The sequence below is a fragment of the Nocardia vinacea NBRC 16497 genome (assembly GCF_000308835.1).
In the GTDB taxonomy this organism is placed as follows: Bacteria; Actinomycetota; Actinomycetes; order Mycobacteriales; family Mycobacteriaceae; genus Nocardia; species Nocardia vinacea.
The window spans coordinates 19,304-44,512 of sequence record NZ_BAGN01000219.1 but is presented as its reverse complement, the minus strand read 5'-3'; the positions used below and the strand labels follow the sequence as shown (position 1 = coordinate 44,512).

21 protein-coding genes are annotated in these 25,209 nt (G+C 65.9%); 13 read left to right on the top strand and 8 right to left on the bottom strand.

The genetic code is table 11. The features are described from left to right. Window positions 1-242: 242 nt before the first annotated feature. The 5 genes from ON44_RS30625 (at window position 243) to puuE (ending at window position 7,112) form a co-directional block, all read left to right on the top strand. Window positions 243-1,100 (top strand): FAD binding domain-containing protein, encoded by an 858-nt coding sequence (locus ON44_RS30625; protein ID WP_040696403.1) that lies wholly within the window; start codon window positions 243-245, stop codon window positions 1,098-1,100. Then, on the top strand, window positions 1,097-3,922 hold the full coding sequence (locus ON44_RS30620) for a molybdopterin-dependent oxidoreductase (protein ID WP_040696400.1): 2,826 nt from the start codon (window positions 1,097-1,099) through the stop codon (window positions 3,920-3,922). Before ON44_RS30625 ends, ON44_RS30620 begins: the two co-directional genes overlap by 4 nt. Before the next feature lie 108 nt (window positions 3,923-4,030). Further along, window positions 4,031-5,218 carry a DUF6986 family protein gene (locus tag ON44_RS30615; protein ID WP_051182616.1) on the top strand — a complete coding sequence of 396 codons (1,188 nt, stop codon included), beginning with the start codon at window positions 4,031-4,033 and terminating at the stop codon, window positions 5,216-5,218. Then, window positions 5,215-6,201, top strand: coding sequence for an allantoicase (alc, locus tag ON44_RS30610; RefSeq protein ID WP_051182615.1), 987 nt, complete (start codon window positions 5,215-5,217; stop codon window positions 6,199-6,201). The genes ON44_RS30615 and alc overlap by 4 nt, the downstream gene beginning before the upstream one ends. A 5-nt stretch (window positions 6,202-6,206) precedes the next feature. Continuing rightward, window positions 6,207-7,112, top strand: a complete 906-nt coding sequence (puuE, locus tag ON44_RS30605; RefSeq protein WP_040696396.1) for an allantoinase PuuE — start codon at window positions 6,207-6,209, stop codon at window positions 7,110-7,112. 28 nt (window positions 7,113-7,140) lie between these two features. Here the strand turns inward: puuE and ON44_RS30600 are convergent, their stop codons facing one another. Continuing rightward, complete coding sequence (locus ON44_RS30600) at window positions 7,141-8,262, bottom strand: alpha/beta hydrolase (protein WP_040696393.1); 1,122 nt, start codon at window positions 8,260-8,262, stop codon at window positions 7,141-7,143. A 431-nt stretch (window positions 8,263-8,693) separates the two neighbouring features. On the opposite strand from ON44_RS30600, the gene aceA reads away from it, so the two are divergent. The 6 genes from aceA to ON44_RS30570 all read left to right on the top strand — a co-directional run bounded on the left by aceA (window position 8,694) and on the right by ON44_RS30570 (window position 16,020). Further along, a complete protein-coding gene (gene aceA / locus ON44_RS30595; RefSeq protein ID WP_040696392.1) occupies window positions 8,694-9,983 on the top strand; it encodes an isocitrate lyase in 1,290 nt (429 codons plus the stop codon). A gap of 368 nt (window positions 9,984-10,351) precedes the next feature. Then, window positions 10,352-11,221: a 3-hydroxybutyryl-CoA dehydrogenase gene (locus ON44_RS30590; protein ID WP_040696388.1), complete on the top strand. Its 870-nt coding sequence runs from the start codon at window positions 10,352-10,354 to the stop codon at window positions 11,219-11,221. Between the two features lie 349 nt (window positions 11,222-11,570). Continuing rightward, the gene (gene metE, locus ON44_RS30585; protein ID WP_040696385.1) at window positions 11,571-13,877 is read left to right on the top strand and encodes a 5-methyltetrahydropteroyltriglutamate--homocysteine S-methyltransferase; all 2,307 of its coding nucleotides are present in this window, start codon (window positions 11,571-11,573) and stop codon (window positions 13,875-13,877) included. A 109-nt stretch (window positions 13,878-13,986) separates the two neighbouring features. Next, on the top strand, window positions 13,987-14,406 hold the full coding sequence (locus ON44_RS30580; protein ID WP_040696382.1) for a VOC family protein: 420 nt from the start codon (window positions 13,987-13,989) through the stop codon (window positions 14,404-14,406). Then, window positions 14,406-14,972, top strand: coding sequence for a TetR/AcrR family transcriptional regulator (locus tag ON44_RS30575; RefSeq protein WP_040696379.1), 567 nt, complete (start codon window positions 14,406-14,408; stop codon window positions 14,970-14,972). Before ON44_RS30580 ends, ON44_RS30575 begins: the two co-directional genes overlap by 1 nt. Window positions 14,973-15,132: 160 nt before the next feature. Continuing rightward, window positions 15,133-16,020, top strand: a complete 888-nt coding sequence (locus ON44_RS30570) for an LLM class flavin-dependent oxidoreductase (protein ID WP_051182614.1) — start codon at window positions 15,133-15,135, stop codon at window positions 16,018-16,020. A gap of 6 nt (window positions 16,021-16,026) precedes the next feature. On the opposite strand, the gene ON44_RS30565 is transcribed toward ON44_RS30570, so the two are convergent. Beyond that, on the bottom strand, window positions 16,027-16,758 hold the full coding sequence (locus ON44_RS30565; protein WP_040696376.1) for a ZIP family metal transporter: 732 nt from the start codon (window positions 16,756-16,758) through the stop codon (window positions 16,027-16,029). 257 nt (window positions 16,759-17,015) lie between these two features. Beyond that, complete coding sequence (locus ON44_RS30560) at window positions 17,016-17,582, bottom strand: TetR/AcrR family transcriptional regulator (RefSeq protein ID WP_040696373.1); 567 nt, start codon at window positions 17,580-17,582, stop codon at window positions 17,016-17,018. Window positions 17,583-17,706: 124 nt separating this feature from the next. Here ON44_RS30560 and ON44_RS30555 point away from each other — a divergent pair, with 124 nt between their 5' ends. After that, window positions 17,707-18,996, top strand: coding sequence for a phthiocerol/phthiodiolone dimycocerosyl transferase family protein (locus tag ON44_RS30555; RefSeq protein WP_040696370.1), 1,290 nt, complete (start codon window positions 17,707-17,709; stop codon window positions 18,994-18,996). On the opposite strand, the gene ON44_RS30550 is transcribed toward ON44_RS30555, so the two are convergent. Further along, window positions 18,997-20,199 (bottom strand): AI-2E family transporter, encoded by a 1,203-nt coding sequence (locus tag ON44_RS30550; protein WP_051182613.1) that lies wholly within the window; start codon window positions 20,197-20,199, stop codon window positions 18,997-18,999. Window positions 20,200-20,245: 46 nt separating this feature from the next. Continuing rightward, complete coding sequence (locus ON44_RS30545) at window positions 20,246-21,298, bottom strand: NAD(P)-dependent alcohol dehydrogenase (protein WP_040696367.1); 1,053 nt, start codon at window positions 21,296-21,298, stop codon at window positions 20,246-20,248. Window positions 21,299-21,484: 186 nt separating this feature from the next. Here ON44_RS30545 and ON44_RS30540 point away from each other — a divergent pair, with 186 nt between their 5' ends. Beyond that, a complete protein-coding gene (locus ON44_RS30540; RefSeq protein WP_040696363.1) occupies window positions 21,485-22,603 on the top strand; it encodes a S1C family serine protease in 1,119 nt (372 codons plus the stop codon). Here ON44_RS30540 and ON44_RS30535 read toward each other — a convergent pair. The 3 genes from ON44_RS30535 to ON44_RS30525 all read right to left on the bottom strand — a co-directional run bounded on the left by ON44_RS30535 (window position 22,600) and on the right by ON44_RS30525 (window position 24,926). After that, window positions 22,600-23,166: a vitamin K epoxide reductase family protein gene (locus tag ON44_RS30535; RefSeq protein ID WP_040696361.1), complete on the bottom strand. Its 567-nt coding sequence runs from the start codon at window positions 23,164-23,166 to the stop codon at window positions 22,600-22,602. The two genes, ON44_RS30540 and ON44_RS30535, sit on opposite strands and share 4 nt — an antisense overlap. Further along, window positions 23,163-23,954, bottom strand: coding sequence for a DsbA family protein (locus ON44_RS30530; protein WP_040696358.1), 792 nt, complete (start codon window positions 23,952-23,954; stop codon window positions 23,163-23,165). Before ON44_RS30530 ends, ON44_RS30535 begins: the two co-directional genes overlap by 4 nt. Before the next feature lie 126 nt (window positions 23,955-24,080). Further along, window positions 24,081-24,926: a polyphosphate kinase 2 family protein gene (locus tag ON44_RS30525; protein WP_040696356.1), complete on the bottom strand. Its 846-nt coding sequence runs from the start codon at window positions 24,924-24,926 to the stop codon at window positions 24,081-24,083. Window positions 24,927-25,209: the final 283 nt, after the last annotated feature.

The following is a 25,209-nucleotide window of genomic DNA, read 5'->3' as shown; positions in this document are numbered from 1 at the left end:
CTGGTCACAGAGTTCGAGTGCGCGAGCCCAGAGCCGCTGCGCCGGATCGGTATCTCCGGTATCGGCGGCGACATATCTGAGACGGTTCGGCCGGAGCACCGCTGACCTGCGCATAGTTCTCGAGCGAGGATGGAGATATCCGGTGTGGTTACCGCCGCGCAATCTGCGGTGGGCGTTGTGAAATATCGGCGCAACGCTCGGCTCCTAGGGTTGGCGGCAGGGACAGTGGAGCGAGGTGTGGTGTGGATCTGGACACGATTCGGGATGTGGTTATGGCTCGGGGGCGGGCCGACCTGGCTCTTGTGGGTGGGGGTTGCGGGGTGCTCGCTGGGGGGACGTTCTTGTTTTCCGAGCCGCAGGAGGGGTTGGAACGGCTGGTCGACATCACGGGGCTCGGGTGGGCCGCGTTGACGGCAACGGGGGAGGGGTTGGAGATTGCGGCCACCTGCACGTTGGCGGAGTTGGCGGGGGCTGAGGTCGGGCAGGAACTGGGGGTGGAGGTGTTGCGGGCGGAGTGGCCGGGGACGGCGTTGTTCGCGCAGGCGTGTCGGGCGTTGGTGGCGTCGCACAAGATATGGCGGACGGCGACGGTGGGTGGGAATGTGTGCCTGTCGTTGCCCGCCGGGGCGATGTTGGGGGCGTTGGTGGCGTTGGACGGTGTCGCGCTGGTGTGGTCGCCGGATGGTTCCGACCGGCGGATTCCCTTGCGGGAGTTCGTACTCGGGCCGGGACGTAATGTGCTCACCTCGGGTGAAGTGTTGCGATCGATTACCGTTCCGGTTCGAAGTCTGCACGCGCGCACCGCATTCCGGAAGATCGCGCTGGCTCCGCTCGGTCGTTCCGGTGCGGTTGTGATGGGCCGACGCGAGGTGGACGGCCGCTGCGCGCTGACCATAACCGCGGCGACGACCCGGCCGATAGTGCTGGATTTCGATGGGACGCCCGGTGCTGCCGAGGTGCGGGGTGCGGTGGCGGCCATCGACCCGACGCTCTGGTTCGACGATCCGCACGGAGCACCGGACTGGCGTCGCCATATCTCCGGTGTGCTGGCCGGTGCGGTTGCCGCCGAGCTACGTACCGAAGTCGGTGACGGGCAATGAGATTCGAGGTCGACGGTCAGTCGGTGCAGGCCGAACCGCGTCCGGGCCAATGCCTGCGTACGTTATTGCGCGAACACGGTCATTTCGCGGTGAAGAAAGGTTGCGATGCGGGCGATTGCGGTGCGTGCACCGTGCAGCTCGACGGTGTGCCCGTGCACTCGTGCATCATTCCCGCCTATCGTGCCGCCGACCGCACCATAACCACCGCCTCCGGCCTCGGTACCCCCGACCACCCACACCCCGTCCAGCAACGTTTCGTCGACTCTGCCGCCTTCCAATGTGGTTTCTGCACCGCGGGCATGGTGGTCACCGCCGCGGGCCTCGGCTGCGGCGGTCCGACCGCCCCGGATCCCGAGCAGCTACCGGAGCTCATGAAGGGAAACCTCTGCCGCTGCACGGGGTATCGCGTGATCGCCGATGCCATCGGCGCGGTGCCCGGTTCTCACCCTGCTGCGGGCACTGGCGTCGCCCCCGACTCGGTACCCGCTTCAGGTACCCGGCCCGCACCGGCGGACGACGCCGCCTGCGGACGAGCGGGCAGCGGCGTCGGTGCGCCCGCCGGACCCCGGATCGTCACGGGCACAGAGCCATTCACCTTCGACATCCTGCCTCGTGACGCCGCCGCCGATGTGGACGCCGCCGCGGCACCACCCACGGCCCCACTACATATCGCGGTCCTGCCGAGCCCGCACCCGCACGCGCGGATCGTCTCCATCGAGACCGCCGCGGCCGAGGCACTTCCGGGCGTGCACGCAGTGCTCACCTACGCAGACGCGCCTGCGCTCGCCTTTTCCACAGCGCGCCACGAACTCCGAGTCGACGACCCAGATGACACCTACGTGCTCGATCGCACGGTGCGATTCGTCGGACAGCGGGTCGCCGCCGTAGTGGCGGAGAGCCTGGATATCGCTCGCGCAGGTTGTCGGGCGATTCAGGTCGAGTACGACATCCTGCCTGCGGTATTCGATCCGGCCCAGGCATTGCTGCCGGAAGCGCCGAAACTGCATGGCGATAAGCCGGATTCGGCTCGCATCGCCGATACCGAACGCAATCTGATCGCCGAGATCAACGGCGAGGTCGGCGACGTTTCGGCGGGCCTCGCCGTGGCGGCGCAGGTGGTCCGTGGCGTCTGGCATTCACCCCGCGGCCAGCACGTACATCTGGAAACCCACGGCGGTATCGGCTGGTTGGACGCCGACGGCAGACTGGTCGTCCGCTGCAGCACGCAGGTCCCGTTCCTGGTGCGCGACGAACTGTGCCAGATATTCGGGCTACCGCGTGACCGGGTGCGCGTATTCGCCAAGCGCGTCGGCGGCGGATTCGGCGCCAAACAGGAAATGCTGGCCGAGGATCTGATAGCACTGGCAGTACTGCGCACCGGCCGACCCGTGCAATACGAATTCACCCGCTCCGACGAATTCACCAGTGCCACTTGCCGTCATCCGATGCGGGTCGCGGTCACCGCGGGCGCGAATGCCGACGGCCTACTGACCGCACTTTCGATCGATGTGCTCGCCGATGCCGGGGCCTATGGCAATCACAGTGTCGGCGTGCTGTTCCACGGCGTCGGCGAATCCATCGAGGTCTATCGCTGCGCCAATAAGCGCGTCGAGGCGAAGACGGTCTACACCAACAATGTTCCCTCGGGCGCATTCCGCGGCTACGGTCTCGGACAGATCATCTTCGGCGTCGAGTCGGCCATGGATGAACTGGCGCGCGCACTCGATATCGACCCGTTCGAATTCCGCCGCCGCAATGTCATCGTCCCCGGCGACGCGTTCGTCGGCGCGGAAGTGGGTGACAGCGATCTGGACTTCGGCAGCTACGGCCTCGATCAATGTCTCGATCTCGCCGAACGAGCCTTACTGCGCGGCAACGGGATTCGCGCCCCTGGCCCGGACTGGCGGGTGGGCACCGGGATGGCGCTGGCCATGATTGCCACCATCCCACCGCGCGGCCACCGCTCCGAGGCGACCGTCACCCTGCTCCCCGACGGCCGCTACGAACTCCGCGTCGGCACAGTCGAATTCGGCAATGGCACCACAACTGTGCACGCCCAGCTCGCTGCGACGGCACTGAACACCGACGTGCGCCGCATAGTGATCCGCCAATCGGATACCGACGTCGTCGGCTACGACACCGGCGCCTTCGGGTCCACCGGCATCACCGTCGCGGGCAAGGCCTCCTACGCCGCGGCCGTGGCACTGCGTGAGCACATTCTGGTACGGGCCGCCAAGCTGACCGGTCGCGTCGAAGCGGAGTGCGTCCTGGTGGCCGATGGCGTCCGCTGCGGCGATCGGTTGATCGGCGCCACCGAACTCCTGGCCGACGGCGAGTTGTCCGGACACGGCGAACACGCGGGCAGCCCGCGCTCGGTCAGCTTCAATGTGCAGGCGTTCCGGGTCGCCGTGCAGCCCGATACCGGGTTGGTGCGCATCCTGCAATCGGTCCAGGCCGCCGACGCGGGCACGGTGCTCAACCCGGTGCAGTGCCGCGGTCAGGTGGTCGGCGGCGTCGCACAGGCCATCGGCACCGCGCTCTACGAGGACATGCGCTCCGCGCAAGGCGAGGTAACCACACGGACGCTGCGGCACTATCACATCCCGCAGTTCGCCGATTTGCCGCACACCGAGGTCTACTTCGCCGAAACCGCCGATGACCTGGGCCCGCTGGGCGCCAAGTCGATGAGTGAATCCCCATACAACCCGGTCGCTCCTGCATTGGCGAACGCCATCCGCGATGCTGTCGGAGTACGACAGACCGGTTTGCCGATGACAGCGGACCGGATCTGGCGCGCCCTTCAGGAAGGAGACCAGGGGTGAGCACCCAGCGACGTGAGCGTCAGGCCCGGAGGAGGCAGCGTGCGTAACCACGGAGGGCCGGGGAGCGGAACTCGGCTACCCGAGAATGTCCGCGCTCGCATCGACGCGATGCTCGACACGGTCGACGCCGAGTTGCGGACCCGGTACCCGGGCTCCGACGGTCGGGTCCAGCCGATCCACACGGCCTACGTCCCGGCCGACCGGGCCACTGCCGCGACCCCCGCCGAATGGGGTGCGACGGCGATCGAGCTGCTCGATCGCCACCACGACCTGCTCGCCGGAATCGACGGCACCGCCGCGCTGCCCGCCGTGCGCAGCCAACTCGTGCGGCGGCCGATCCAGGATCTACGCATCGACTTCGAAGACGGTTACGGCTTCCGCGCCGACGCCGAGGAGGACGAGGCCGCCACCAATGCGGGCGCGGCACTCGCCGAGTGGGCGAAGCAACCCGGTGGGCCGACCAGCCTCGGCATCCGGATGAAGGGTCTGGCGGGCACCGAACGCAATCGCGCCCTGCGCACCCTCGAGCTGGTCCTGGATGCCGCGGGCGGTGTGCCGACGGGGTTCGTCTTCACGGTCCCGAAGATCCGTGCGGCGGAACAGGCTTCGGCGTTGGTCGCCCTGTGTGACGGACTCGAGCGCGGATCCGGACTCGCTGCGGGCACCCTGCGATTCGAATTGCAGATCGAGAGCCCGCAGGCGATTATCGCCGCCGACGGCAGCGCTCCGATCGCCAAAATGCTCAGTGTGTCCGAAGGCCGTTGCAGTGCTTTGCATTTCGGCACGTATGACTACACGGCCGCGTGCGGTATCGCCGCGCCCGATCAGGCGCTCGACCATCCGGCTGCGGACTACGCGAAGTCGGTCATGCAGGTGGCCGCTGCCCAAACCGGGGTGTGGATCTGTGACGGCTCCACCCAGATCGTGCCGGACCGCGATCCGGAATCCGCACTGCGCAACCATCATCGGCTCGTCGGCCGGGCGCTGCGCCTCGGTTACTACCAGGGCTGGGATATGCATCCGGGACACCTGATCACCCGCTGGCTGGCCACCTACGAATTCTTCCGCCGCGCCATCGACGTCGCGGTACCCCGTCTGGTCGCCTATCTCGACCGCCGCTCCGGCGGCGTCATGGACGAGCCCGCCACCGCGGAAGCCTTGGCGGCCACCGTCTTACGTGGCGTGAACTGCGGCGCACGTACCGCCGATGAACTGCGTGCGCTCGCGCCGGTACTGACTCCCGAGGTGCTGCGGGCGCTCGTTGCGCGCGTGCCGATTCCGCAGGAGACGCTGTGAACGACTATGCAGGAGGCGTATTGAACGCGGATTTCACGCTGCTGCCCGATCTTGCGCTGCGGCCGCTCGGTGGATCGGTCATCTGGGCCAACGACGAATTCTTCGCGGAGAAGGAGAATTTGATCAATCCCGGTCCGTCGGAATACCGACCGTCGACCTTCGGGCACAAGGGCCAGATCTATGACGGCTGGGAAACCCGCAGGCACCGCGGCCGACCCGGCGACGACTCGGCCATCGTGCGGCTGGGCGTGCCCGGCGTGATCCGCGGCATCGTGGTGGATACCGCCTGGTTCAAGGGCAACTATCCGCCCGCGGTGTCGGTTTCCGCACTGGAGATCGACGGCTATCCGCCCGCGGAAGCCATTGCCGAGCGCGATGATTGGGTGCCCCTGATCGACCGCGCCCCGGTAACCGGCGACAGCCGCAATCCGTTCGCGATCGAGAACGAAAACCGTTGGACCCATGTGAAACTCACCATGCACCCGGACGGCGGCATCGCCCGGCTGCGCGTACACGGTGAGGGCAGGCCCGACCCCGAGCTGCTCGGGCTCGGCCCGCTGGACCTGGCCGCACTGGAAAACGGCGCCCTGGTCCTCGACTGCTCCAACCGCTTTTACAGTTCGCCCAACCAGCTGCTCTACCCCGGCCTGGCACGAAAAATGGGCGACGGCTGGGAAACCGCCCGCCGCCGCGACGACAGCAACGACTGGGTGCACATCCGACTGGCCGGACCCGGCCTCATCCGCCTCGCCGAGATCGATACGTCGTACTTCCTCGGCAATAGTCCCGGTTCGGCCCGGCTCACCGGCCGCACCACCGACGGCACCGAACTCGAATTGCTCCCGCGCACCGAACTGCTGCCCGATACCAGGCACCGTTTCGCGATCGCGCCGGTGGCGGCCTCGGTCGAGGAGGTCCGCCTGGATATCTACCCCGACGGCGGACTCGCGCGGTTGCGCCTCTACGGCGAACTCGGGGGCTGAGCGGTATGGGCGAACGAGATTTCGTCGGCTACGGTGCGACACCACCGGATCCGCAGTGGCCGGATGGCGCGAATATCGCGGTCCAGTTCGTCCTCAATTACGAAGAGGGCGCGGAGCACAATGTGCTCGACGGCGATCCGCATTCGGAGACGTTTCTCTCGGAAATGACTCCCGCGCAAGCCTTTCCGAATCGTCACATGAGCATGGAATCGCTCTACGAATACGGCTCCCGCGCGGGATTGTGGCGGGTCCTGCGTGCCTTCGAACGCCGCGACCTACCGTTGACCATCTTCGCCGTCGCCCGCGCCATGCAGCGAAATCCGGAGGCGGTGGCCGCCTTTCGGGAACTCGGCCACGAAATCGCCAGCCACGGCCTGCGCTGGCAGTCCTACCAGCTCACCGACCGCGACACCGAGCGCGAACATATGGCCGAGGCCGTGCGCATCCTCACCGAACTCACCGGCGCGGCCCCGCTCGGCTGGTACACCGGCCGCGATTCCCCGCACACCAGGGAATTGGTGGTCGAGCACGGCGGTTTCGTCTACGACTCCGACTCCTACGCCGATGATCTCCCGTACTGGGTCACCGTGCACGGCCGAAACCATCTGGTCGTCCCGTACACCCTCGACACCAACGACATGCGCTTCGCCTCACCCGCGGGTTTCCCCAGCGGCGAACAATTCTTCGCCCACCTCCGCGACGCCTTCGACGTGCTCTATCGCGAAGGCGCGGAGGGCAGTCCGAAGATGCTGTCGATCGGTCTGCACTGCCGTCTGGTCGGCCGCCCGGCCCGCCTCGCCGCGCTGGAACGCTTCCTCGACCACGTCCAGTCGCATGCCGACGTGTGGGTCGCGCGCCGCATCGATATCGCCGAGCACTGGCGTCGGGTGCATCCGGCGGGTGGCGCCTAGGGGACGGCAGCCGGCGAGGTGGGTAGGTTCAGCCGAACAGATTCCGCACGAACGGCAGCGAATCCGGCAGCGACGCATTGACGGTCCCGCTGTGATCCTCCGGGTACGTATGCAGCGTGACCGGCTGCCGATTCGCCTCGAGCACCGCGGCGTACCGCAGCGTCTCCGGTGTAACCACATCGGTGTCGCGCAATCCCTGCCCCAGGAACAGCGGCCTGTCGTAACCGGACTCGGGCAGGCCGAGATAGCGGGTCAGCAGCCCGTGCAGGTCCGGGATCTCGAGCAGCGGGCGTGCGAACAGGTCACCGATCACCACATCGTCGGCCGCGAGCGCATCGCTGAGCGGGGTGATGCAGGCCTCGCGGGCTCGGGCGAGCCAGTCGCGGCCGGATTCGGTCAGATACGAATCGATATTCAGCGCCGGATAGGTGGTGCGCAGGCCGTTGAGGATGTAGAGCACGTACGCCGACGAGTGCGGCGACAATTTCACCGGCGGCACATGCGGACCGAGCGGCAACAGAATGTCCTGGATATACGCCGGTATGCCGGTGCCGACCGCCCCTCGGTAGTCGAGTTCGGGTCCGCCGAATTCGGAGGCGTAGCGCGCGCTGTAGACGGCAGCACCGGCACCCTGTGACTGGCCCACGACCACCCACTTCTTCGCCAGCGACGAGTACTGCCTGGTGGCGGCCCGCACCGCATCGACGACGTTGTGCGCGACCACGACGCCATTGAGATAGGGATGTTCGCCCGGCGTGCCGAGTCCGGCGTAATCCGCGGCGACGATCGCATAGCCCTGCCGCAGCCACGTCTCCAGATACGCCCAGTCCCGCTCGACCGCGCTCGGCCCGGCGATGCTGTAGGCGCAGTCGTCGCCGAGTCCGACCGTGCCGTGCGCCCACGCGATCACCGGCCAACCACCCGCGGGTGCTTCCCCCGGCGGAAAGTAGACCGCGGCACCGGCCACCGTCGGCATATCGTTCGCGGTGGTCGTCGCGTACAAGATGCGGCTGGAATTCACCGAACCGGGCGGCGTCGCCACCGCAGCCAGCGGCGCGACGGATTCCACCGCGCCCGGATCGGCGCTCGCCGCAGGCAGTTGCAGGCCTAGACCACAAACGACGGCAGCGGCGAACCACAGTTTCCGCATAACGGCTCCTCTCGGACGCGGAACGTCTGTCCGCGATGGACGCGTCTGCCAATCGAACCATCGGCGCCCATCTCGAGGTGGCGGAGGCCACACGGACGCTTGTGAAGGTGCTCACAACCCGGAATGCCGGGCGCGTCGGATGGCAGTCTGCCGGTCGATCACAAACAGTACGAGCGTTACGCTAAAACCGCATGTCAGCGCTACCGGCGGGTAGGTTTCATGCTTGCAATTCGCAGGCAAATTTCGCAAAGTTAGCAAAGACCGGTCGAAACCTAGCTCGGATTCACACTTGCAACAGGTAGACGGCTATTTCCTGGTGTGCCATCGTGTGGAAGTACACCCCATGGGCCTAGCAAGCCTGCAAATTGCCGCCACAGCAGTTCGAGCGATGCTCGACCGTGGGGCACCGAAACGAAGAAGTGGAGTCAGAGATGTCGAACGTCGGCACCCCGAAGACCGCTGCGGAGATCCAGCAGGATTGGGACACCAACCCGCGCTGGAAGGGCATCACCCGCAACTACACCGCCGACCAGGTGTCGAAGCTGCAGGGCACCGTCGTCGAAGAGGCCACCCTCGCGCGTCGTGGCTCGGAGATCCTCTGGGATCTCGTCAACAACGAGGACTACATCAACTCCCTCGGTGCCCTGACCGGTAACCAGGCGGTCCAGCAGGTCCGCGCCGGCCTGAAGGCCATCTACCTGTCCGGTTGGCAGGTCGCCGGTGACGCGAACCTGTCCGGCCACACCTACCCGGACCAGTCGCTGTACCCGGCCAACTCGGTTCCGTCCGTGGTTCGCCGCATCAACAACGCGCTGCTGCGCGCCGACGAGATCGCCAAGGTCGAGGGCGACACCTCGGTCCAGAACTGGCTGGCCCCGATCGTCGCCGACGCCGAAGCCGGCTTCGGTGGCGCGCTGAACGCTTACGAACTGCAGAAGGCCATGATCGCCGCCGGTGCCGCCGGTGTGCACTGGGAGGACCAGCTGGCCTCCGAGAAGAAGTGTGGCCACCTGGGCGGCAAGGTGCTGATCCCGACCCAGCAGCACATCCGCACCCTGACCTCCGCGCGTCTGGCCGCCGACGTCGCCGACGTGCCTTCGGTGATCATCGCCCGCACCGACGCCGAGGCCGCCACCCTGATCACCTCGGACGTGGACGAGCGCGACCGTGAGTTCCTGGACGGCACCCGCACCGCCGAGGGCTTCTTCGGTGTGAAGAACGGCATCGAGCCCTGCATCGCGCGTGCCAAGGCCTACGCCCCCTACGCCGACCTGATCTGGATGGAGACCGGCGTGCCGGACCTCGAGGTCGCGCGCAAGTTCGCCGAGTCCGTCCGCAGCGAGTTCCCGGACCAGCTGCTGGCCTACAACTGCTCGCCGTCCTTCAACTGGAAGGCGCACCTGGACGACGCGACCATCGCGAAGTTCCAGCGTGAGCTCGGCGCGATGGGCTTCAAGTTCCAGTTCATCACCCTGGCCGGCTTCCACTCGCTCAACTACGGCATGTTCGACCTGGCCCACGGCTACGCCCGCGAGGGCATGACCGCCTTCGTCGACCTGCAGGAGCGCGAGTTCAAGGCCGCCGCCGAGCGTGGCTTCACCGCCATCAAGCACCAGCGTGAGGTCGGTGCCGGCTACTTCGACACGATCGCCACCACCGTGGACCCGAACACCTCGACGGCGGCCCTGAAGGGTTCCACCGAAGAGGGGCAATTTCACTAGCCGCGCCTTCGCGCGGCGTGTTCGCGGCCCCGAAGGCTCGCTTCCGAGCACTCGAGACTCGCGCCTTCGGCGCATGCGCTTCGAGTACTCGGAAGCGAGCCGGCCGCGAACGGTCGGTCGTAAGACTCCCTCCGTGGTTGTCGCTAAGGCAGTTTCGGAGCTTGAACCGGGTGCTCGCTTCAGGGAATGAGGTTCCCGACGTGAATACCGCCAATCCTCTACTCCAGTAGGGGTGTACCGCCCTCCCGGCTGAACAGCCCCAGCCGGGAGGGCATCCCTATACCTTGGACCATCGAAGGTCGGCTCTTATCGGAGCGTCCTTCGCCACCAGCCACCCGACAGCCAGACAAAAACAGCAGGAGCGGGACGTGAGCAGCGAGAAGATTCAGCGCGTCGGCATCATCGGTGCCGGACAGATGGGTGCCGGAATCGCGGAAGTGTGTGCGCGGGCGCATATCGACGTGCTCGTCTACGAACAGACTCGGGAGCTAGCCGCCGCAGGTCGCGCCCGCATCCTGCGCTCGCTCGACCGCGGCGTCAGCAGCGGCAAGATCACCGAGCGCGAGCGCGAACAGGCCGCATGGCGGCTGCGGTTCACCTCCGACCTCGGCGATTTCGCCGACCGCCAGCTGGTGGTCGAGGCGGTGCTCGAGGACGAGAAGGTCAAGACCGCCATCTTCGCCGAGCTCGACAAGGTGGTCACCGATCCGGACGCCGTGCTGGCCTCCAACACCTCCTCCATCCCGATCATGAAGATCGCTGTCGCCACCGCCAACCCGGAGCGCGTTGTCGGCATGCACTTCTTCAACCCGGTGCCGGTGCTGCCGCTGGTCGAGCTGGTCACCACGCTGAAGACCAGCGCGGCGGTGTCCGCGCGAGCCGAGGCATTCGCCGGCGATGTGCTCGGCAAGCAGGTCGTGCGCTCGGCCGACCGCTCCGGTTTCGTGGTGAACGCGCTGCTGGTGCCGTACCTGCTCTCGGCCATCCGGATGGTCGAATCCGGCTTCGCCACCAAGGAAGACGTCGACAAGGCGATGGTGCTCGGCTGTGCCCACCCGATGGGTCCGCTGGCGCTCACCGACCTGGTCGGCCTCGACACCGTCAAGTCCATCGCCGACTCCATGTACCAGGAGTTCAAGGAGCCGCTGTACTCGGCGCCGCCGCTGCTGATGCGCATGGTCGAGGCCGGTCTGCTCGGCAAGAAGACCGGCGCGGGCTTCTACCAGTACAAAGTCTGATTCTGTGTTGGATTTGCCGCGCCTGCGGCGCGGCGTGTTCGCGGCCCCCGGGTGTCTCGCGTCCGAGCCGTCGAGACTCGCGACTGCGTCGCATGCGCTTCGACGACTCGGACGCGAGACGGGCCGCGAACGGTCGCTCGTAAGACTCGCTCCGTTGGGGTCGCTCAGGTGTCAACGGTCACTCGAGCGACCACCGCGGAGTCTTACTCTGCCAATGCTGTCAGCGGCATAGGCTGCAAGAAAGGTCGGGTCGTGACCAGCGGCTCGGCCGAAATACCGAGAGCGCAGCGCTGCTGCGGGGTCTGGGTCGAGGATTCCGCGCAGGTGATCGAAAGGGAGTGCCCCGCTCATGGTCAACGTTCAGGACGGTTACGGATCCAGCATTCTCGGCTACCCGAGGATCGGGCCGCACCGGGAACTCAAGCGGGCCCTCGAGGGCTATTGGCGTGGTGGGGTTTCCCGCGACGAACTGCTCGCGGTCGGGCGCGATATCCAGGAGCGGCAGTACAACGGGCTGGCCGCCACCGGTCTGACCCAGGTGCCGGGCAACACCTTCTCCTTCTACGACCACATTCTCGACAATGCGCTGCTGTTCGGTGCGGTGCCCGCGCGGTTCAAGCGGTACCAGGACGAGCTGCATCCGCTGGACTTCTACTTCCTGATGGCGCGCGGTCGGCCGGATCTGCCGCCGCTGGAGCTGGTGCGGTTCTTCGGTACGAATTACCACTACCGCCAGCCCGAACTCGACGAAAACACCGAATTCTCGCTGCACCCCGAGGCTTTGCTCGACGAATGGGATCGCGCCAAAGCCGGTGATATCGAGCTGCGTCCGGTGGTGGTCGGCCCGGTGTCGCTGCTGCTGCTGTCCAAGGCGGGTCATATCCCCGGTGAGGCAGGCGGTTTCGACACACTCAGTCTGTTGGACAAGCTGCTTCCGGTGTACGAGGAGCTGTTCGAAATCCTCGCCAAGCGCGGGTCCACCTGTGTGCAGTTGGACGAGCCGTGCTTCACCAGTGAGCGCACTCCTGCGGAGCTCGCCGCGTTCGAGCGTGCGTACCAACGACTTTCGACCTCGGCGCTGCGGCCGCGCATGCTCGTCACCGGGCAATACGGTGACTTCGGTGAGGCGCTGCGCATTCTGGCCGAAACCAATGTCGAGGCCATCGGACTGGATCTGGCCAGTTATCGGATCCAGCCGGAAGAGCTCGCCGAGATTCCCGGCATTCGGCGTAAGCGCTTGTACGCGGGCGTGATCAGCGGTCACAATGTCTGGCGCGCGGATCGTTATGTGACGCTGGAATACCTCAACGAGCTGGCCGAGGTGTGCCCCGATCTCGTGGTGTCCACCGGCACGACACTGCTGCATGTGCCCTATGACGTGCTCGCCGAATACGAAATCGAGGGCAATGTCGCCGACCGCCTCGCCTTCGCGCGACAGAAGGTGGGCGAGGTGGTTTCGCTCGCCAAGGCGCTCACCGAGGGGCCCTCGGACAAGTGGCGCAAGCGGCCGACCGAGGTGCACTTCAAGCAGAAACACGCGGTGCGGCAACGGGTTTACGCGGTCACGCCCGATATGCGTTCGCGCGAACCGTACGAGGTGCGCCGCGAAGCCCAGCAGCGCAAGCTGAATCTGCCGCCGGTGCCCGCGACCACGCTGGGTTCCTTCCCACAGACGGATCGGATTCGTCAGGCCCGCTACGACCTGGGCCAGGGCAAACTGTCCTACGACGAATACCGCAAGAAGATCGAGGCCGAGATCGAGGCCACGATCCGCCTACAGGAGGACATCGGCCTCGATGTGCTCGTGCACGGTGAGCATGAGCGCAACGACATGATCCAGTATTTCGCCGAGCTGCTCGACGGCTTCGCGACCACCCACTTCGGCTGGGTGCAGGTGTACGGATCCCGTTGTGTGCGACCGCCGATCATCTATGGTGACGTTTCGCGGCCCGCGCCGATGTCGGTCGAGTGGATCAGCTATGCCCAGTCGCTGACCGATAAGCCGGTCAAGGGCATGGTCACCGGTCCGGTCACCATGATCGCGCGTTCGTTCGTGCGGCAGGATCAGCCGCTGTTCGAGACCGCTGATCAGGTCGCGCTGGCCATCCGCGATGAGGTCGTGGATCTGGAGCGGGCCGGGATCTCGATCATCCAGGTCGACGAGCCCGCCATTCGCGAGCTGCTACCCATGCGTCCGCAGGGGCGCGCCGAATATCTGCGGTGGGCGGTCGGGGCATTCCGCCTGGCCACCTCCGGTGTCAAGCCGGAGACCCAGATCCACACGCATATCGGCTATTCCGGTCGCACCGAGGTGGTCGACGCGATCGAGGAGCTCGATGCCGATGTCACCGCGATCGTGGCGACCCGCTCGATCGAATGGGTGTTGAAGGCGCTCAAGGAAGACTCCGCATCGGGTCACGGCCTGAGTCACGGCGTCGGTCCCGGTGTCTACGAGAGCCGTTCGGCGCGGATCCCGGATATCGATGAGCTCGACGAATTGCTCACGGCCGCAGCCGAAGCCGTTAGTCCGGAACGCCTGTGGGCGAATCCGGACGGCGGACTCAAGACCCGGCACTACTGGCAGCTGGAGCCCTCGCTGCGCAATATGGTCGCGGCCGCGCGCCGTGTTCGTCGGCGGGCGACGCCGACGGAGTAATACCGAAGACGAAGGCCGCCGCCATGTCTCGGACGTGGCGGCGGTCTTTTGCGGCTCGGGTGATGGATGCCATATCGAATCGGTACAGTACGTACCGTATCGTTGAGATATGGCTGAGCAGACATGGCCCGAGTCGTTGCCGGTGGCCCAGGTTCGAATTGCCAGGCCCACCGATCGGTTGGTAGAGGTCGTGCGGTTCTATGTCGAGGGGTTGGGGCTGCGCGAGCTCTACCGATTCGAAAATCACGCGGGCTACGACGGCGTGATGCTCGGATTGCCGGGGACCGGATATCACCTGGAGTTCACCACCCACGTGGACGGAAGTCCCGGCGATGCGCCGAGCGCGGAAAACCTGCTGGTGCTCTATTTTTCGACCGAAACCCAGATGTATGACGTCGCACAGCGTCTCGGTGAATTCGGGGTGGAGCCGGTGCCCGCCGAGAATCCGTATTGGGCGGCCAACGGCGGCTTGACCTTTCCGGATCCGGACGGTTGGCGCGTCGTTCTGATGCCGCGTCCGGTGTTCTGATGCCGGGACGCACGCGCGACGACCGCATCGACACCGCGGTACTCGCCGCAGCGCGAGAGCTGTTGGACGAGAACGGTTATGCCGAACTGTCCATCGGCCAGGTAGCGGCAAAAGCTGGTCTGCACCGCCCGGCGATCTACCGCCGCTGGCCCTCGAAACGCCACCTCGTCGTCGATGTCGTCGCCGACCTGCTGGGCTTGCAGCCAACGCCGAACACCGGTGACCTGCGTGCCGATCTAACTATCGCGATGCGCAATCTCGTTGTCGCACTGCGCGATACCTCCCTGAGCCACGTGTTGCCCGCCTTGGTGGCGGATCTCGCCAACGACCCGGATCTACGCGCGCATTTCCTGGCGACGGTCTTCGAACCACGCAGGCGAACCACCGCGATCGCCGTGGAGTCGGCAATCCATCGAGGCGAAGTCGATCCGGGTATCGATCTCGATTTCATCCTCGACGCGGTCGCCGCCCCGATCTACTACCGCGCCCTCTTCGGCCATCTACCGCTGACCGAACCGCTCGCTGATCAGTCGGTCGACGCGGTGCTGCACGCAATCACTCGCTGACCGGCCGGGTCTCCGCCGGAATCAGGGGGCGACTGTCGGTGTTGGTCTGATCGACCGGGCAGCTCGTCCACCAACCGGGCACCGGGTGTACAGGGTGCCCGGTGAATAGGCAGGGAGCTCGGCGTCACCTCTGTCAGGACCGGAATCGGGAGCCAACGCTATGCCTTTGGAAGAAGCAGTCGGTGAGAGCGAGAGCCTTCGACTCGGTATCGCACCGCATGGGTTATGGCCCGGGAAGGCCGGCGAACTCGACGATATCGTCGAAACCGCGCGTACCGCAGAGCAATTGGGCTTCGACCACATTGTCGCCGGCAGTCATGTGCTGGCGGGTGACCTGGGTGTCACGCACGAGCCGCTGATCATGCTGTCGGCCATCGCGGGTGCGACCTCGCGCATCGGCATCGCGACCAGCGTGCTGATCCTGCCGCTGTACAACCCGGTCGTGCTGGCCCATCAGACCGCGACACTCGACCGACTGTCGCGTGGGCGGTTCACGCTCGGCGTCGGAACAGGCTGGGACCGTGCCGAATTCGATGCGGTCGGGGTGCCGTTCGAGGAACGCGGCAAGCGCGCGGGCGAGCATCTGGAAGTGCTCACATCGTTGTGGCGGGGTGAGTCCGAGCCGCGAATCGGTATCGCGCCGCGCACTGCCGGTGGACCACCGGTGTGGGTCGGCGGGCAGAGCGATGCCGCACTGCGCAGAGCCGTGCGCTTCGGCAGCGCATGGCACGGTCCGGTCGCCGATCCCGCCGAACTGCACCGAATCCGCAAACGTCTCACCGAACTCGCCGAAGCATCCGGTATCGAGCGGCAGCTGCGACTGACCTCGGTGGCCTTCGTGGTCCCACCCGGATTCACCGCCATCAGCCGTGATCCGGGGCGGCTGCTCGGTGGCGGGCAGCCAACGGCCGCAAGCATTGTCGATGAACTCGGTGCCCTGCACGAGGCGGGACTCCACGCCTGCTCGATCTGGCTGCCGGTACCCGGTCCCGCATTCGCGGACGCCATGGCTTGGGTGGCTCGCGAGGTGCTGCCGCAACTCGGCTGACGCTGGTCAGTGGCTGAGCGCGGCCACGACGAGCATGAATGTCGCGCCGGTGACGGTGCAGGCGAGGGTCAGCCGGGACGGGTGTTCGGCGTGGGCCTCGGGGAGGATGTCGGCGGTGGCGAGGTAGAGCAGGAATCCGGCGAAGTAGCCGAGGTAGAGGCCGACGGTCCCGGCCGGAACCCGGATGACGGTGCCGATTACCGCACCGATGACCGGGGCGATGGCGTCCAGGGCGAGCAGGATCAGTGCGCGTCTGTGGGCAGAGCCGTACAGCTTGGTGATGGTGAAAGTGTTGAAGCCGTCGGCGAAGTCGTGACAGATGACGGCGATGGCGACCGCGATGCCGACGGTGGCTCCGGCTTGGAAACCCAATCCGATGCCGAGGCCGTCGAGGGTGCTGTGGAAGATCAGCCCGGCCGCCGCGACCAGCCCGACGGATTCGAAACCGTGCTTGTGCGAACCGAATTCGCCTTCATGGCCGGTATGGATGGCGACCGCGCGCTCGATGACGTGGATGGTGACAAAGCCGCCCACGGTGGCGACGAGCGCCGCCGGGACACCGAGCACGATATCCCCCGACTGCTCCAATGCCTCCGGCAGCAGGTCGAAGAACACCACACCCAACATGACCCCCGCCGCCAGCCCCAGCACCAGATGTTTGCGGTCGCCGATCCGCACCGCCACCAGCCCGCCGACCAGCGTCGAGCACATCGATACCAGCGCAAGCAGAATCGCCATCGGTCCAGCATCTGTCACCCGCCGCCAGCGCGATGCGATATTCGCGCAGCAAGTTCGCTGTGTGTTCGCGATGTCGGCCCGACACGGTGGCGCTATTCGGGCGCGCAGAGCACGCTATGGCATGCCGAGCCGGTCGACGCGTCAGCCGGACACGTGGCCGAGCCGGGATACAGCGCACCGGGGTTGATGCGCCAAGAGTGGCGTATCGCGCACGGAGTGCGACCACCCGGAAGCACGCCTAGGCGACGATGCGGCGGCTATGTCCCGCCGTCAGCTGGGAGCAGCGTGGCGAGGGTACGCAGACCTGCGGTGATATCGGCGGCGGTGGGGGCCTGTTCCGGGTCGACCAGGTGTTGTATCAGCAGGCCGCCGATCATGGTTTGCAGGATGGCGCCGATGCGCGGGTCCTGCGCACCAGGCCCGAAAAAGTCGGATAGTCCATCGCGTGCCTGCGCCTGAGCGGTGCCGAATTCGGTGCGCAGTTCGGGGGAGTGCAGCGCCTGCGTCAGGCTTTCGGCATTGGCCGACCACAGGGCGCGATTCTCGGTGAACGAGGTGATCAACTGGTGCAGGAAATCGCGCAGGCGGGCGGCCGGATCCTCGGCATCGTGCGCGGGCAGTGATTCGAGGATCTGCTGTACCGCATCCGCGCTCGATTCCATCATCGCCTGGTTGAGCAGTTTGTCGCGCGTGCCGAAGTGGTAGTTGATGGCGGCCAGATTGGTGCCGGAGGCGGCCACGATATCCCGCACGGTCGTGCGCGCATACCCGCGTTCGGCCAGGCACTGCTTGGCTGCGGCGAGCAGATCTTCTCGGGTTCCCACCCCATCAGCGTGGCATACATCCGTTTGTGACACGTATTTCAAACAATTGTTTGTGACAAGCGTTTGAAACATCTGTATGTTGAGGGCGTAACCTGCTCCACCACACGGAAGTACGAGACGACCAATGACCGCACAGCGACCGATTTCTCCGTTCGAGCTCACCTTCTTCGGCTCCGAAACCCGACTCGGCAGCGTGCCGACCGGCGGTATGCCGCTGTTCATCGGTTCCACCGTGCACGGACTGCTGGATGTCGAGATCCTGCGCCGGGTGCTCGACGAACTCGCTGCTCAGCATCCACTGCTGCGCAGCAAGCCGGTGGCCGATGCCGACGGCACGCTGTATCTGCGCCGGGACGACGCCTACCGGCCCCATCTCGAGATCACCGATGGCGGTGAAGCCGAGTACCTGAATCTGGTCAACGGACCACGGGATTGGCGCGATGGCCTGTTCCGCGCCCATCTGCTCCGCGACGGCGACCGCGATCAAATCATCCTGGTCATCCATCACGGAATCGCCGATGGCAGATCGGCTTTCGCGCTGCTCGCGCAGCTGTGGCAGCGCTACACCGCATATGCGACGGGAACCGCACTGCCGCAGTCGGATTTCGATCAGGAATTGCCGGAGGGCATCGATATCCAACTCGCCACGGTGGTGTCGGATGTGGAGGTCGCCGAGTCGCTTGACCAGATCCGGACTGTGGCCGCGCTGATGGGGCCGGAATCGGCTCCGCGCACCCTACCGATCGACGGGAGCGGCGACGATCCACTCGGCCGGTTCGCGGTGCAGCGAATCGAACTGGATACCAAGGAAACCCAGAACCTGGTCGACGCCGCTCGTGCGCACGGGCTTTCGGTCAACAGCCTGCTCGCCGGCGCCGCACTCGTCGCAGTCCGCTCCCAACTCGAACCCGCGACGGGAACGCTCCCGGTATTTTGCGGCCACGCGGTGGATGTGCGATCCGAGCTGAACCTGCCCGCGCACACGATCCTGAATTGCGCTTCCGGCGCGGGCACCCCCGCGCTCGTCGCCGAGAACGCAGGCCCGATCGAGGTCGCATACGAGGTCGCCGCGGGCATGGCGGCCGCACAGGAGCAGCGCCAAGCTCCCATATTTCTACTCGCCTCGCAGCGCGTCCAGGACGAGGCGACCGCCGCGATCTTCGCCGCCTCGCCAACCGTCGCCATCTCCAATATCGGTCGCCTGCCCGCACATTCGACCCCGGACGGTATCCGCCACATCCGCGACGACATCTTCGCCATGGGCCCCGGCATGCCGCCGAAGCTCACCGTTTTCACCATCGGCGGACACCTGACCATCCAGGTCGAGTGCGACACCGCCCTGTACAGCCGCGCCCAGATGGGCAAGGTGAGCCTGGCGCTGATCGACGCTCTGCAAGGCATTCGCGCCGAATGATCACTCTGGTGGCCGACCGCTGCCGCGGAGGCGAATGGTCAACTGACGCGTCCACTTTCGTTGTTTCTTCGGCGGTGTTTCGGGCTCCTCGGTATTGCTGTCCGCCTCGACCTCATAGCGACGGATGTAGGCGCCCGCGAACGCCTGCACCGTCGCGGTGACCGGAATCGCCAGCAGCGCACCGGTCGGCCCGAGTATCGCCGCACCTGCAATGACCGCGCCGAATGCCACGGCCGGATGCATATCCAGCGTGGTCGCGGTGATCCTCGGTTGCAGGACATAGTTTTCGAACTGCTGGTACACCACGATGAAGCCCAGAATCCACAGCCCGGTGGACGGTCCGTGCACCAGCGCGACGAGCACCGGCAGCGCACCGGCGAGATAGGTGCCGACGGTCGGAATGAACTGCGAGACAACGCCGACCCACAGCGCGAGGGCGAATGCGGACGGCACATCGAGGATGCGCAGTGCGACATAGTGCGCGATCGTCGAGCACAGTGCGAGCAGGCCGCGCGAATAGATATAGCCGCCGGTCTTGTCGACGGCGATATCCCAGGCGCGCAATACATGTCGCTGGCGATGTGGCGGCAACAGCGAGCAGACCGCATTGCGGAAGCGCGGTCCGTCGGCGGCGAAGTAGTAGGTGAACAACAGCACGCCGAGTGCCTGGAAAATCGCACCGATCGCGGCGGTGCCGACGCCCCAGGCATTGCCCGCCAACCCGACCAGATAGCCGTCGATGGTGGAACTCCAGTCGCCGAGGTACTTCTGGATATCGCTGCTGGACAGATCGGCTTTGAAGGTGCGATTCACCCAGTCGACGGCCTGATCCGCATGTTCGGGTGCGTTCTTGACCAGGGTGGTGACCTGATCGACCAGCAGCGCGCCGAGCGTCCACACGAATGCGGCGGTGCCGACGGCCAACACCAGGAACACCACCCCGGTCGCCAGTCCGCGCCGGACACCGCGCGCGGCAAGCCAATTCACCGCCGGCTCGATGGCGAAGGCCAGGAACACCGAAACCAGCAGCACCAGTAGGAAACCCTGCAGTTTCTGCAGAATCCAGAAGCCGCATACCAGCCCGGCCACCGTCGCCGCCGCGAGCAGGAACGCCCGCAACAGCCACGGCGGCGGCCCCGCGGTCACATCGGCGGTGACCACCGTCGTTTCGGCGGGTGGGGATTGCTCTTCATCCGCAGACACATCGCCAAGCTACTGAACCGGCGACGAATCGGCGCAACGACACGGACTAGATCGTTGCGGCGTCGATCACGAACCGGTACCGCACATCACTCGCGACGACCCGGTCGTAGGCGCCATCGATCTCGTCGGCCGAGATCAGCTCGATCTCCGCGCCGATTCCGTGTTGGGCGCAGAAGTTCAGCATCTCCTGGGTCTGTGCGATACCGCCGATCATCGAGCCGGACAGCGCCCGCCGGTATCCGGCGATGGTGAAAGGCTTGACGCTCAACGGGTTCTCGGGCATGCCGAGGATCACCAGGGTGCCGTCCAGCTTCAGCAGGCGCAGATAGCTGTCGATCGGCAAATCGGCCGAGACCGTATTGAGGATCAGATCGAAGCGGTTGCGCAGCTCGCGGAAGGTTTGCTTATCGCCGGTCGCGTAGTAGTGCTGCGCGCCGAAGCGTTTGCCATCGTCCTGCTTGCTGAGCGAATGGCTCAGCACGGTGACATCGGCCCCCATCGCCGCGGCGATCTTCACCCCGACGTGCCCGAGTCCACCCATGCCGATGATCGCGACCTTCTTACCCGGCCCCGCATTCCAGTGTCGCAGCGGGGAGAACAGCGTGATGCCCGCGCACAGCAGCGGTGCCGCCACATCGAGTCCGATGCCCTCGGGAATCGACAGTACGAAGTTCTCGGTCACCACGACCTGGGTCGAATAGCCGCCCATTGTGTGCCCACCCGGCTGGATGGACGAGTCCACCTGGGTGTTGTAGGTCATGGTGGCGCCGTTGTCGCAGTACTGCTCCTCATTGGCCAGACATGGACCGCAGACGCCGCAGGAATCGACCATGCAGCCGACGCCGACGCGATCGCCGACCCGATGCTTGGTCACCTCCGGACCGACCGCGGCGACAATGCCCGCGATCTCGTGCCCGGGGACGCACGGGTATTTGGCGCCGCCCCATTCATCGCGGGCGGTGTGGATATCGGAGTGGCAGATACCCGCGTATTTGACATCTATCAGCACATCGCGCGGTCCGAGCTCGCGCCGCTCGATGATGAGCTTCTCGAATTGCCCATCGGGCGCGGACATCGCATACGCAGCAGCAACGCTCATGCCTGCGCCTCGCTGGCGCTCGGCTTCGGCATGCGCGTTGCGCGCTGCGTCATGATTCGCTCACTGCGTTCGCTCATGCGTACATGCCTACCGCCGCATGCGGAGGTTTGCCAAACGCGTCGCCGAATAAAGATCTCCGGCCACAATGGAATTGGTCGAGGGCCCAGCCGGAGGCGGGAGAGCGGCATGGACGACGAGCGGTACCGCGCGCCCGAGGGGCAGCGAGCCGGTGGCGTGCGTGCGTTGGCGCTGTTCGCGGCCTTCCTGCTCGCCGTGGCCGCATTCTTCGGCTTCCGCGGTGAACTGCCCGACTGGTCGTCGCCCTCGGGTGCGGGCAACTTCCCGCCCGCCCTGCTCGAGCCGCTGCCGCCGCTGGATCCGGTGGCGGTCGCGCAGGCAGTAGAACCGGCACTGGTGAATATCAGCACGTCCTCGCGGCCGTTCGGACTCGGCGCGGCCGGATCCGGGATCGTGCTGACCGCCGACGGACAGGTGTTGACCAGCCATCATGTGGTCAAGGGCGCCGAAACCGTGACGGTCACCGATGTCGGCAACGGCACCGTCTACGACGCGACGGTGCTCGGCTACGACGCCGGTGCGGATATCGCGCTGCTGGAACTCACCGGTGCCACCGATCTGACGATCGCACGCATCGGCCGCTCCGCCGAGTTGCGCGTGCACGAGGATGTGCTCGCCATCGGTAATGCGGGCGGCGCGGGCGGCACGCCGACCTCGATCCCGGGCAATATCACCGATCTGAACAGCACGATCGTCGCGCTCAATGCCTCCGATCTGACCCGCAAATCGCTGACCGGGATGGTGGAGATCGCGGCGCCGGTCACCGCGGGACAGTCCGGCGGTGCGCTCGCCGATCCCGGTGGCACGGTGGTCGGCGTGATCACCGCCGCGTCGGGTGAAACCTCACGCGAGGTCGGGCGCACCCCGAACGGCTATGCGGTGCCGATCGACACCGCGATGCGGGTCGTGGGCCAGATTCGTTCCGGCACGCCCACCGAAACCGTGCACATCGGACCGACCGCGACGCTCGGCGTACTGATCTCGGATGCGAAACCGAGCGGGGCGAAGATCGATGTCGCACTGTACGGATTGCCGGCCTACGCCGCCGGGCTCGTCGATGGCGATGTCATCACCTCGATCGACGGCCGTGACATCACCACCGCGAGGGCGCTGCGGGCCGCGATCAATGTGCACAAGCCGGATGACACCGTTCAGCTGGGTGTCCTCGGCATTGGCGGCGTGCAACGCACGATCACCGTGGTGCTCGCGCTGGGCACCCCGAACTAGACCAGCGACAGCCAGTAATCCTGGAACTTCAGGAAGATCAGCAGCAGCACCACGGCGTAGAACACCGCGACGAACGTCCACCGCCACTCGACGACGATCCGCATCGGTCCGCGCGCACCACCCCACACCTGTTCGGTGGCCACCGCGAGCAGCGGCGTGATGATCGCCCACACCACCATGCAATACGGGCACAGCGCGCCGATCCGGTACAGACTCTGGAAGATCAGCCAGCAGATGAAGACCGTGCCGAGCACGGTCCCCACCCACAGTCCGCCCCAGATCCAGCGCGGAAAGCGCACATTCGCGATCGCGAGCACCGCGAGGGTGACAACCACCGAGAAGCCGACGATGCCAATGATCGGATTGGGAAATCCGAATTTGGCGGCCTGTTCGGTGGCCATCACGCTGCCGCAGGACAGGATCGGGTTGATGCTGCACGAGGGCCGGTAGTTCGGATCGGTGAACAGCTTGAACCGCTCGATGGTCAGCGTGACCGAGGCGAGCCACCCGGCCAGCCCGCCGATCAGCAACACCCAGGCGGCCCTGGAGGAGGTGTTGTTCACTTGGCCGCGGCGGCGGCGATGACCGCTGCCATCGCGCCGGGCTTGAACTGACCACCCGGCAACGCGAGGTCCTGGCTGTTCACCTGGGTGCCGTTGACGAAGATGGTCGGGGTCGATTGGACTCCGCTGTTCAGCACATCCTTGGTCTTGGCCCCGATGTATTTGTTGTAGCTGTTGTCCTTGATGCACTGCCCGACCGAATCCGGATAACCGACGCCCTTCGCGATAGTGATCAGCTGGTCGTCGGTCAGACCCGCACTGCCCTCGGCGGGCTGCTGCGTGTACATAGTGGTCAGCCAGTCGAGGTACTTCGACGGATCCGCCTCGGCGACGCAGTACGCCGCATTGGCCGCGCGCGAGGAGTACTTCGTGGTGGACGCCTTGTCCAGGAACGAGATGATGTTGTATTCGACAATGGCCGTGCCGTTGTCGACGGCATCCTTGATCGCCTGGGCGTTGGCGGCCTCGAAGCCCTTACAGGCCGGGCACTGCAGGTCGGCGACCACGCGGACGGTCACCTTCGCATCCGGCTTGCCGATGCGGACCGCGCCGTTATCGGTGATGGTCGCGGTGGCGCCATTGGGCAGTTGGCTCGCGGTGGCGGCGATGGACGGGGTGGCGCCCAGATCGTTCTTGTTCGCGTTCTTCACCGCGATACCGATGCCGATCGCTGCGATGAGCCCGACCAGCACGACGGCCACACCCACCTGGATGAGGATCTTGCGGTTGCGGTCGGCGCGCTCCGCCGCCGCGAGCGGATTCGTTTTGCCACCCGGTTTATTGCTCACCGTGCGTTCACCACGCCTTTCGCTTGCCTGCCGGTTACCTGCCGCCACGATGGTAGATCCGGAGCTCCCCCGGGGCGTGGACGGGCACGGCCACATCATCCGTGGTCAACCTGAGAGGAACCTTGGTCAGGCTTCGGTGAGGCGGCGCTGCTGCTCCTCGACATCGAACAAGGCCGGCGGCCAGTCTAGTTTCAGCCCGTCGAGTGCGTCGATCAGCAGTTCGGTGACCGCGAGGCGGGCGAACCACTTGTGATCGGCCGGGAGCACATGCCATGGGGCGTAGTCGGTCGAGGTGCGGTCCAGCATGACCTGGTAGGCCTCTTGATAGGCGGGCCAGTAGCCGCGTTCGTCGATATCGGCGGGGTTGAACTTCCAGTATTTATCCGGTCGGTCCAGTCGTTCGCGCAGCCGCTTCTTCTGCACGTCGAGGGAGACGAACATGGCGACCTTCACCAGCGTGGTGCCCTGGTCGACCAGTTCCCGCTCGAAGGCGTTGATCTCGTCGTAGCGCGGTTCCCAGACCTCCGGCGGCACCAGATTGTGCACCCGTACGACCAGTACATCCTCGTAGTGCGAGCGGTCGAATACGCCGAGTTGGCCGGCGCGCGGCAGTTCCTTGCGGATGCGCCACAGGAAGTGGTGGCTCTTCTCCTCCTCGGTCGGAACACCGAAGGAGGCGTGGTCGACGCCCGACGGATCCACCGAACCGATGACGTGGCGGACGATGCCGCCCTTGCCTGCGGTATCCATCCCCTGCAGCACCAGCAGCACGCTGCGGGTATCGCCGGAACGACCGTTGGCGTAGAGCTTCTCCTGCAGATCCGAGAGCACGCCGGCGCGTTCGATGAGCAGCTTCTGGGCCTGCTTCTTGTCACCTTCGAATCCGGGCGTACCGGAGGCGTCGAGATCAGCGATGCGCAAGCCATCGGCCCGCAGAGCCTCGATGGGCGGCAGAGACCATTTCTTTGCCATCGAAGTATCTTACGGCTGTGTCTGATGGCAGCGCCTTCGGCGCTGCGTGTTCGCGGCCCCTGGTGTCTCGCGTCCGAGCCGTCGAGACTCGCGACTTCGTCGCATGCGCTTCGACGACTCGGACGCGAGACGGGCCGCGAACGGTCGCTCGTAAGACTCGCTCCGTTGTGCTCGGTGATGGTGGGTCGTTCGGGACTTGGTGCACGCACTGAGGTTCGCGGGTGGGTCGCGTGCGTTTCGATGGCTGGGCTTTGTGTTCGATGGCTGTGCCTTCGGTGCGGAT

Coding starts and splice junctions, on each gene's coding strand:
- ON44_RS30575 (WP_040696379.1), top strand. CDS start 14,406: ATGCCGGGACGCACGCGCGACGACCGCATCGACACCGCGGTACTCGCC.
- ON44_RS30600 (WP_040696393.1), bottom strand. CDS start 8,262: ATGCGGAAACTGTGGTTCGCCGCTGCCGTCGTTTGTGGTCTAGGCCTG.
- ON44_RS30615 (WP_051182616.1), top strand. CDS start 4,031: ATGCTCGACACGGTCGACGCCGAGTTGCGGACCCGGTACCCGGGCTCC.
- ON44_RS30555 (WP_040696370.1), top strand. CDS start 17,707: ATGACCGCACAGCGACCGATTTCTCCGTTCGAGCTCACCTTCTTCGGC.
- ON44_RS30620 (WP_040696400.1), top strand. CDS start 1,097: ATGAGATTCGAGGTCGACGGTCAGTCGGTGCAGGCCGAACCGCGTCCG.
- ON44_RS30545 (WP_040696367.1), bottom strand. CDS start 21,298: ATGAGCGTTGCTGCTGCGTATGCGATGTCCGCGCCCGATGGGCAATTC.
- aceA (WP_040696392.1), top strand. CDS start 8,694: ATGTCGAACGTCGGCACCCCGAAGACCGCTGCGGAGATCCAGCAGGAT.
- metE (WP_040696385.1), top strand. CDS start 11,571: ATGGTCAACGTTCAGGACGGTTACGGATCCAGCATTCTCGGCTACCCG.
- puuE (WP_040696396.1), top strand. CDS start 6,207: ATGGGCGAACGAGATTTCGTCGGCTACGGTGCGACACCACCGGATCCG.
- ON44_RS30580 (WP_040696382.1), top strand. CDS start 13,987: ATGGCTGAGCAGACATGGCCCGAGTCGTTGCCGGTGGCCCAGGTTCGA.
- ON44_RS30565 (WP_040696376.1), bottom strand. CDS start 16,758: ATGGCGATTCTGCTTGCGCTGGTATCGATGTGCTCGACGCTGGTCGGC.
- ON44_RS30570 (WP_051182614.1), top strand. CDS start 15,133: ATGCCTTTGGAAGAAGCAGTCGGTGAGAGCGAGAGCCTTCGACTCGGT.
- ON44_RS30540 (WP_040696363.1), top strand. CDS start 21,485: ATGGACGACGAGCGGTACCGCGCGCCCGAGGGGCAGCGAGCCGGTGGC.
- ON44_RS30525 (WP_040696356.1), bottom strand. CDS start 24,926: ATGGCAAAGAAATGGTCTCTGCCGCCCATCGAGGCTCTGCGGGCCGAT.